This is a genomic window from Caldicoprobacter sp. (genome assembly GCF_047459465.1).
In the GTDB taxonomy this organism is placed as follows: domain Bacteria; phylum Bacillota; class Clostridia; order Caldicoprobacterales; family Caldicoprobacteraceae; genus Caldicoprobacter.
Genome location: NZ_VSCO01000072.1, coordinates 1 through 9,023, shown reverse-complemented (window position 1 = coordinate 9,023; position 9,023 = coordinate 1). Strand labels below are relative to the sequence as shown.

Annotated in this window: 10 protein-coding genes; all 10 read right to left on the bottom strand. The window is 47.4% G+C overall.

Annotated elements, in window-relative coordinates:
* Positions 1-193, bottom strand: a 193-nt coding sequence (locus tag FWJ59_RS06020) for a flavoprotein (RefSeq protein ID WP_414481062.1), incomplete at its 3' end; no start/stop codon positions are given.
* A gap of 1 nt (position 194) precedes the next feature.
* Complete coding sequence (rpoZ, locus tag FWJ59_RS06015; protein WP_092282387.1) at positions 195-401, bottom strand: DNA-directed RNA polymerase subunit omega; 207 nt, start codon at positions 399-401, stop codon at positions 195-197.
* A gap of 2 nt (positions 402-403) precedes the next feature.
* Entirely contained in the window at positions 404-1,015 is a 612-nt protein-coding gene (gene gmk, locus FWJ59_RS06010; RefSeq protein WP_025747067.1) for a guanylate kinase, read from the bottom strand.
* A gap of 21 nt (positions 1,016-1,036) precedes the next feature.
* A complete protein-coding gene (gene remA, locus FWJ59_RS06005) occupies positions 1,037-1,327 on the bottom strand; it encodes an extracellular matrix/biofilm regulator RemA (RefSeq protein WP_025747068.1) in 291 nt (96 codons plus the stop codon).
* Between the two features lie 21 nt (positions 1,328-1,348).
* A complete protein-coding gene (locus FWJ59_RS06000; RefSeq protein WP_025747069.1) occupies positions 1,349-2,227 on the bottom strand; it encodes a YicC/YloC family endoribonuclease in 879 nt (292 codons plus the stop codon).
* A gap of 190 nt (positions 2,228-2,417) precedes the next feature.
* The gene (locus FWJ59_RS05995) at positions 2,418-3,407 is read right to left on the bottom strand and encodes an AIR synthase family protein (RefSeq protein ID WP_025747070.1); all 990 of its coding nucleotides are present in this window, start codon (positions 3,405-3,407) and stop codon (positions 2,418-2,420) included.
* A gap of 171 nt (positions 3,408-3,578) precedes the next feature.
* Positions 3,579-5,009, bottom strand: coding sequence for an Asp-tRNA(Asn)/Glu-tRNA(Gln) amidotransferase subunit GatB (gene gatB / locus FWJ59_RS05990; RefSeq protein WP_414481061.1), 1,431 nt, complete (start codon positions 5,007-5,009; stop codon positions 3,579-3,581).
* 7 nt (positions 5,010-5,016) lie between these two features.
* Entirely contained in the window at positions 5,017-6,486 is a 1,470-nt protein-coding gene (gene gatA / locus FWJ59_RS05985) for an Asp-tRNA(Asn)/Glu-tRNA(Gln) amidotransferase subunit GatA (protein WP_414481060.1), read from the bottom strand.
* A gap of 27 nt (positions 6,487-6,513) precedes the next feature.
* A complete protein-coding gene (gatC, locus tag FWJ59_RS05980; protein WP_414481059.1) occupies positions 6,514-6,831 on the bottom strand; it encodes an Asp-tRNA(Asn)/Glu-tRNA(Gln) amidotransferase subunit GatC in 318 nt (105 codons plus the stop codon).
* Positions 6,832-7,027: 196 nt separating this feature from the next.
* Positions 7,028-9,023 (bottom strand): N-acetylmuramoyl-L-alanine amidase (locus FWJ59_RS05975; protein ID WP_414481058.1); only part of this gene is annotated, 1,996 nt, incomplete at its 5' end.

Sequence of the window (9,023 nt, the reverse complement as noted above, 5' to 3'; positions counted from 1 at the left end):
TGTCATAGTAAACCGGATTGCCCGACAGGGTTTCCAGCGTAAGAGGTTTTATAAACTCCATGGCATGTGCCGTCATGATGACCTTTACCTGCGCTCCCTTTTTGACAAGGGAACTTACAACCTCAGCTGCCTTGTATGCAGCGATCCCGCCCGTTATACCAATGACGATTTTCTTACCCTTTACACCATCCATCTCACTTTATACCTTCTTTTGTCCGTTTGTATAGTACCTTGCCTTCATTTATTTCCTCGGTTGCAATGGTGACAGGCTTGCTGGACTGTGTCGAAATCAAAGGCTTGGCCCCTGCAACCAGCTGCCTTGCACGCTTTGCCACCGCCACAGCAAGGGTATAACGGCTATCAACCCTCTTCATGAGATCATTTAACGAAGGATAAAGCACTTTCAACCCCTCCCTGTCAGCTCTAAATAAAGCTCTTTGTTTCTATCAACACGGCATTTTTCAGCCAGTACAATGGCCTCCAGCTTGGCCACGGCGCTCTCCACCGTGTCATTTATGATAACGTAATTATATCGGGAGATATAGTTCAGCTCCTCATAGGCGCTCCGAAATCTCCTGTAGATGGTTTCTGCATCCTCCGTTCCACGCTTGACAATGCGCCTCTTGAGTTCCTCCATGGAAGGAGGAATTATGAATACAAACACCGCCTCGGGGAAGCGCTCCTTTACCTGCAGTGCCCCCTGTATATCGATCTCCAGTATAACATCCCTGCCGGCAGCCAGCTTCTCCTCGACGAATTTTTTGGGGGTACCGTAGTAATTGCCGTAAACCTCGGCATACTCCAAAAACTCACCATTCTCTACCATTCTGAGAAAAGTTTCCCGGTCCCTAAAAAAATAGTTAACCCCTTCCTTTTCTCCAACACGGGGTTTTCGTGTAGTCACCGACACTGAAAGTATGGCATGGGGATTTCTCTCAAGGTACGCGCTGCAGATAGTACCTTTTCCAGCACCCGAAGGACCCGATACCACAATTAACAGCCCTTTATTGAACATGGTAAACTTCACTGCTTATCTTTACTCCTCCTGTTCTTCGTCAGATAGTGTCGAGGTGGAAGGGGTACTATCTTTGGCATTAACGCGATGGGCTACCGTCTCAGGTTGAACGGCAGACAATATAACGTGGTCGCTGTCGGTGATTATGACCGCTCTGGTCCTTCTGCCATAGGTGGCATCAATCAGCATCCCCCTCTCGCGCGCCTCCTGTATGATCCTCTTTATAGGCGCCGATTCGGGACTGACAATTGCTACAAGACGATTAGCCGAAACGATATTTCCAAACCCAATGTTGACCAATTTAATACTCATACCCCACTCTCCTTTTCAGCTTTACTCGATATTTTGAACCTGTTCCCTTATCTTCTCGATCTCGCTCTTTATATCAACCACAAGGTTAACGATGGTCAAATCATTTGCTTTAGAGCCGATGGTGTTGACCTCCCGGATCATCTCCTGGACCAAGAAATCAAGCCGCCTACCTATAGGCTCGGTAGATTCCAGAGCCTTCCTGAACTGTTCAAGATGGCTGAAGAGCCTTACTATCTCCTCGGTTATGTTGCATCTTTCGGCAAAGTACACCACTTCCATATTAAAGCGATTCTCGTCTAGGTGTGAACCCTGAAGGAGGTCTTTGAGTCGGTTTCTTAGCTTTTCACGGTATTCATCGACAACTTGAGGAGCTCGCTGCTCGATACAGGTTAACATTGATTCCACTTTTTTTAAGCGCTCCAGCAGATCGCTCTTTAAATTTTCTCCTTCTTTTCTGCGCATCTCCTTTACTTCCTGGAGTACCTGTTCCATCAGAGCCCTTACCATCTGCCTTAGCGCTTCCTGGTCTTCTTCCACTTCGTTGACGACAAAAGCATCTGGTATATTGAGCAACGACGATACAGAGATGTCATTGGGTAGGTTACGCTCCTGCGCCAGTTTATTAAAGCATACAAGATAAGCATCCACAAGAGGTTGGTTGACCTGTACGTCCACCACATCGCTTCGCTGGTTCGAATAATTTACGGTTACTTCCACCCTCCCTCTTGACAGATGCTGCTGAACCATGCTCCTTATATCCTCTTCAAGGAACGACAGAGTACGTGGCAGTTTGACATAAATGTCCAGAAAACGGTGGTTCAACGTCTTCACTTCTATAGACATCTCTCTGCCCTGTTCTTCTATCTTGCCTCTGCCAAACCCCGTCATGCTGTAGATCATAGCTTACCGTCTCCATTTCTTCGTTTTGTATTATAATCATGAAATTCCCAAATTATGACGGATTTATAAGACCAATTTTTGAAATTTAGACGCTTGGTGCGGTATAATACAGCCATAGCAGGTTCAATCAGTATTATAACACAAATTACATCCGTTAAAAACCGACTTTCTACTCCGCTTTGAAGAAGATTTATGTAAAACGCAGCGCTTTATATAGCTGATCAGCATCGGGGGGTTCAAGAGGGGCGCGCTCCTCCCCGGTCACCAGCCATTTAGCGCTGTCATCGATAACCTTGCCCACAACAGCAGCCTCGATGCCGTTTGCGTTGAGAAGCTCAACCAGTTTCTCCCCTTTCGGCGTCACTATCACCATACAGCCGCTCGAGATAAGCTTTAAAGGGTCTATATTGAAGAAACGGCAAATAGCTCTGGTCTCAGCAGCTACGGGTATCCGCCTTACATCTATTTCAACCCCTTTCCCCATAGCCTCGCTGATTTCCCATATAGCGCCAAGCACACCGCCTTCGGTTGCATCGTGCATCCCGTGTACGCCAAAGGAGCTGGCAATCCTGCCTTCTTTTATGACGCTGATGTGGTTTATAAAATCCTTGGCACTTTGAACCAGCTCCTCAGGAAAATGGCGCAACAGCAGGTCCTCTCTGTCATGCGCTAAAATGGCTGTGCCCTCCATGCCTGCTTTTTTGGTAACCACTATATCGTCTCCGGCTTGAGCGCTTGCAAATGAGACTACCTTTTCCTTCCTAACTCTGCCAATGGCTGTGAGGCACAACACCATTTTGGATACAGCGTCTGTAACCTCTGTATGGCCGCCCAGAATATCTATATCAAGCTCCCGGGCTGCACGTTCGGCATCCACCACCACCTGCTCAATCTCTGCAGCCTGAGCATCCGGTGGAGCCAAAATGGTGAGCGTCACTCCCACCACTTCAGCGCCGGTGGTCACTATATCGTTGCAACATATGTGAACCCCTATGTATCCCATTTGGCTGGACGCCCCAGTTATCGGGTCACTTGAAATTATGCACAACTCCTCACCAAAATCCAATATGCTGCAGTCCCTGCCTATACCCGGTCCCAAAAGCACATCTTTGCGTTTAATTGTTAACTTCGAAATAATTTGATTTTTTAAGAATTCATTGGATATTTTACCTATATTCACTGTTTTCCTCCGTTTAACGCATTATATCTTCAAATATTTGCTTATAATATTGTACCACCATTCCATTGAAAGTCAAACAGTTTTTATTTTACCAGCAATCACAGGTATCTTACAAGCGCCAAGCACCATTTATCAAAAAAGCAAAATAAAGGGCGGCCAATTAACCGCCCTCTATTTTTCCAGCTCCTCTAGGAGTATCTCGTTAACAAGCTGTGGGTTGGCTTTACCTCTGGTAGCCTTCATGGTCTGCCCAACTAAAAAGCCCAGCGCCTTTTTCTTACCTTTTTTGTAATCCTCCACCGATTTGGGATTTTCCTCCAGCACTCTCTTTATAACCTTCACCAGCTCATCTCTGTCGGTTATCTGTTTGAGGCCCTTCTCCTCAACGATGGCTTCGGGATCCTTTCCGGTATTGAACATCTCTTCAAACACTGTTTTGGCAATGGGCCCGCTTATAACCTTGGAGTCAATGAGCTTAAGCAGCTTAACCAGGTTCTCGGCCGTCACGGGCACATCGGATATCTCTATGTTTTTCTCGTTGACCAACCTTAAAAAGTCACCCATTAGCCAGTTACTTATAGCCTTGGGATTTTCATACAGCTTGACGCAGTTTTCGAAATAGTCGGCCAAATCCTTTGACGAGGTTAAGATACCGGCATCATATTCGGGCAGCCCATACTCTTCCACATATCTGCGCCGTTTTTGATCGGGCAATTCCGGAATTTGCCTTCTTATCTCCTCTACCCATTCATCATCTATCTCGATGGGCGGAAGGTCGGGCTCTGGGAAATATCGATAGTCCTGCGCATGCTCCTTTGCCCGCATGGAAAAGCTCTTCCCTGCGCCCTCATCCCAGCGGCGCGTCTCCCTCAGTACCGTTCCGCCTTCCTCCATTATGGCTATCTGCCTATTGGCCTCGTACTCTATCGCCCTGTAAACCGCTCGGAAGGAGTTTAAGTTCTTCATTTCGGTGCGTACTCCAAACTCCTTCTGACCTTCCGGCCTTACCGAAATGTTGACATCGCAGCGCAGCGACCCCTCCTCCATCTTACAATCGGATACATCTATGTAGCGAAGGATGGTTCTCAAAGTCTCCAGAAATACCTTTGCCTCTTCGGCAGACCTTAAATCTGGCTCGGTGACTATCTCAATTAGCGGAACGCCACTCCTATTTAGGTCCACCAGCGTACTATCGGCATACTGATCGTGAAGCAGCTTCCCTGCATCCTCTTCAAGATGAATTCGGTTTATGCCTATACGCCTTGTCGACCCATTGACCACTATATCCAGATATCCATTCTGGCACACCGGCATATCATACTGGGATATCTGACATGCTCTGGGCAGATCGGGATAGAAATAATTCTTCCTATCCATTTTGGTGTACCGCGCAATGCTGCAGTTCAAAGCCAAACCTGCTTTAATGGTGTACTCCAACGCCTTCTTGTTTATGAGGGGGAGCACCCCGGGCATGCCGATGCAGATAGGACAACACTGAGTATTAGGGGCAGCACCGAATTTCGTGCTGCAACCACAAAAGGCCTTGGATTGGGTTGAAAGCTCAGCATGTATTTCCAAACCAATGACTACTTCATACTTCATGGCTACATCACCTCCAGTCGATGGCCGGGCGTTTGATGTGGTAATCGGTATTTTGCTCGAATGTAAAGGCTATCCTCAGCAGGGTTGTCTCACTGAACTGCTTACCCATGAGCTGCATGCCAATGGGAAGCCCCTTGGCGTCAAAGCCGCAGGGTATCGTTATGGCCGGCACCCCGGCAATGCTGGCCGGCGCTGTATATTTATCCGCGAGGAACATTGCAAACGCGCTATCCACCTTGTCGCCAAACTTCCACGCGGTGGTGGAACAGGTAGGCAGCACTACGGCATCGAACTTTTCAAAAGCCTTTTCCAATTCAGCCTTTATTATGGTCCTTACCTTTAGGGCCTGCAGATAATAGCGCTCATAGTTTCCGGCACTTAAAGCGTAAGTTCCCAGCATCACCCTTAATTTGACCTCATCGCCAAACCCCTGCGTTCTAGTTTTCTTATACAGGTCATCCAGGTCTTGACACCTTTCCACCCTGTAACCGTATTTAATCCCATCGTAGCGCCCCAGGTTGGAGCTGGCTTCAGCCGATAGGATGACGCAATGCGCAGCAGAAGCAAGCTCTACGCTGGGCAGCGATATCTCTTCCACGTGAGCCCCAAGCCCTTCAAGGGTCTTGGCGGCATTTAGAACGGCTTCCTTAACATCCTTGTCTATACCCTTGTCAAAGCATTCCCTGAGCAATCCTATGCGTAACCCCTTTATGTCATCAGCCAGCGCACCCACATAGTCGGCCACCCTTGCTGTTGCAGTCATGGGGTCAGCCTTGTCCCTGCCGGCAATGGCCTGAAATACTAGTGCACAGTCCTTAACATTCTTGGCAATAGGCCCCACTTGATCCATTGAAGAACCAGAGGATATCACTCCATACCGGGATACCATCCCATATGTAGGTTTCAAACCCACCACTCCGCAAAAGGCCGCTGCCCTTCTGAGCGAACCACCTGTATCGGTAGCCAGCGCATAAAATACCTCATCAGCTGCGACGGCGGCAGCGGCTCCTGCACTGGCCCCTCCTGCAATTCGGTTTAAATCCCAAGGGTTCCGCGTCTCATGGAAATAAGAGGTCTCGGTAGTTAGGCCCATAGAAAACTCATCGGTGTTGAGTTTCCCCATCAAAACGCCCCTTTGCTGGGCTATTCTGCTAAATGCCGTGGCGCTGTAGGGAGGAACGAAATTGTCCAACATCTTAGAAGCACAGGTAGTCCTGACGCCTTGGGTACAAATATTGTCCTCCACACCAAAGGGAATGCCTGCGAGCACGGACAAACCCTCTTCATCTGCTCCAATAGCATCCAGCTGCCTAGAATCTTCCAGAGCCCGTTCATCAGTTAACGTGATAAAGGCCTTAACATCCTTGTCCACCTCGTGGATTTGCTGAAGCGCCGACTGAACGATCTGCTGGTATGTAACCTCTTTTTTGTTTATTAGGTCGACAGCCTCATGTACAGTGAGCTTGTAAAGTTCCATCTCCCACCCTCCATATCCCTAAAGAATTTATTCTACGACCTTCGGAACTCGGTAGCAGCCGTCTTGCACATCGGCTGCATTTTTAAGCAGTATGTCCCTATCCATCGAAGGCAAAACTTCATCCTCTCGAAACACGTTTTTAACTGAAATCACGTAAATGGTTGGCTGTATCCCTTGTGTATCAGTTTGAGCCAATACGTCCACGGCATTAATGACGTCGCTCAATGCCTGTGCAAATTTCTGCTTTTCGTCTTCAGTAAACTCAAACTTAGCAGCTTCAGCCAGATATTCCACATCTTTGACGGTAATCTCCACAGCCATACACCCTCTCTTAAATTTTATCATGCCTATGCTACAATATTTTACTACATTTTATCGCTATCTTCAAACTACATTTTAGCCAATCCGGCTATAAAGTATTACTTTTAACATAATACTCCATCAACGACTATGAAACCCCTATAAAAAGGCCTATTTAAAATTTTGGTGCTTACTTTGAAAACATGAAAAAGGCGAGCCTTTATCAAGCTCGCCTTTTTGGCTATCTCTTGTAGTACTCTACAATTCCCTTGTATATGCCGGCAGCCACGTCCTCACGGGTCTGTTCATCTATCAGCAACGCCCTATCGTTGGGGTTGTTGATAAAGCCCACCTCTACCAGTACCGAAATGAGGTTGTTCTCTCTGAGCACGCTGAAATCGGCCTTGTATGGTGCTGTATATTTCTTGGAGAAATTGGTAGTGGCGTTAAGCTGCTGCAGCAACGTTTTGGCAAACCTCTCCCTTTCTGCCGCATTATACCTGGTATAGTACTCCACGTTGATGCCATATGTACCATTATAGGCATATGGCCCGTTATCCCTGTAAAATACGCTGATGCCTGACGCTGTGGTCTGAACATCGGCTGCCGTGGAATTGCAGTGCAGAGAGATAAAGAGGTAATTGTCCTGGTATTTTTCCAGCGTAAGGTCAAACACCTCGACCAAATCTGAAGTGGCGTACCTCTTGCCGTCCTTCAACTGCCCGCTATATATGCCCATCCTATCTTTGATGTTCGGATCGTCCAGATACGGCTTGAACTGCTCTATCCGGGTTTTCAGCACCTCAATCTGACGGTCTTTATCCTCTATATCTTCTTCAAGAGCTAAGATTTCATCGTTAAGGAGAGGGATCTCGTTTTCAAGCTGGATTATTGCGCTTTCGGCATCCTTTTTAGCATTTTCAAGGTTAATTATATCGATTTTCATAGTCTCGATCTTTAGCGCGACATCCTCTATCTCATCCTTGATTTCATCCACTTTTGCCTGTGCCTTTTCCCATTCTGCTTTGAGCTGATCCAATTTTAGAACCTCAATTAGCATGTCCAGGTATACCCGCATTTGATTTACTTGCCCTTCCTTGGACAAAACCTGCGCCTTCAGCTCATCCAGCTTCTGCTTTAAGGATTTCTTTTGCACCACAACGCTAGACAGCTTCTGCAAATCGCTCTTAATTTGATCGAGTTGAGTGCGCAAAGCTTGCTTCTCTGCTTCAGCTATTGCCAATTCCTTCAATATCCCATCCAACTTGCTCTTCAGATTATTGTCGATGTCCCATCTAAAGGTTTCTATGGCTGTCTGTAGCACGTCCAGAAATTCGCTGTCTTTAACCGAGCTGATGTATACCACCTTTGCCTCTATCTCCGCCTTCAGCTGATTGATCTGCTCAAGCAAAGCCGCCTTCTTTTCATCATCTTTCAACATCTTTTCCAAGGCCGTCAGTTGAGCCTCCAGCTTATCAGCATCCTTGACAAGGTCAGACACATCGATGACTATGGCGTCATAATCCTTCTGGAGATTATCCCTTTGCTTCTTTAAGTCTTCCAGCTCTTTTTCTGCCTGTTTAAGCCGTTGCTCATCCGATTGGTATACCGCGTACTTCTGTTGATAGTCGTTCTGCTTATAGATTAAATCATTTTCAGCCTGTATCAACGCGTACTGCAGCTCGCTCAAACGCGCTTCGTTCTGCGAAAGTTCATTTTGCATATGTTCAAGCTCTACTTCGTACCTATCAATATCTGCCTCTTTTTGCACCTTTTCCCGCTCTTTTCGGGCTAACTCCTCTTCTTTAGCCCGTTTGGCCTGTAAAGCCTCATCCTTCGCTTTCTCAACTGAAGCCAACTCGGTCTGAAGAATATAGGTATTTACTAAAGCCGACCTGTAAAATAGGGAATAATACTTGTCATCGGGCCTGGTAAGTATAACTGTGGCACCGGCTTCTTCCAGTATGCGTTTTAGCCTCTTAGCTATGTCAAGGACCAAATCCTTCTCTCGCACCAGGCCATAGCCTTCATGGTGTCTGGCTGCGCCCGAGTCGGTTCCGCCATGCCCGGCATCCACAAATATCACCTTGCCAGCCAACGCTCCCGGTGTACCGTGGAACTCCGTAAAGCCCGATTCGGGTTGTGGTTCAGGTTGTGGCTTGGGTTGTGGCTGTGGCTCAAGCTGCGCCGGGAACAGCTTGGCAATCGTCTTAGGCCCTACTATGCCATCTGCCACC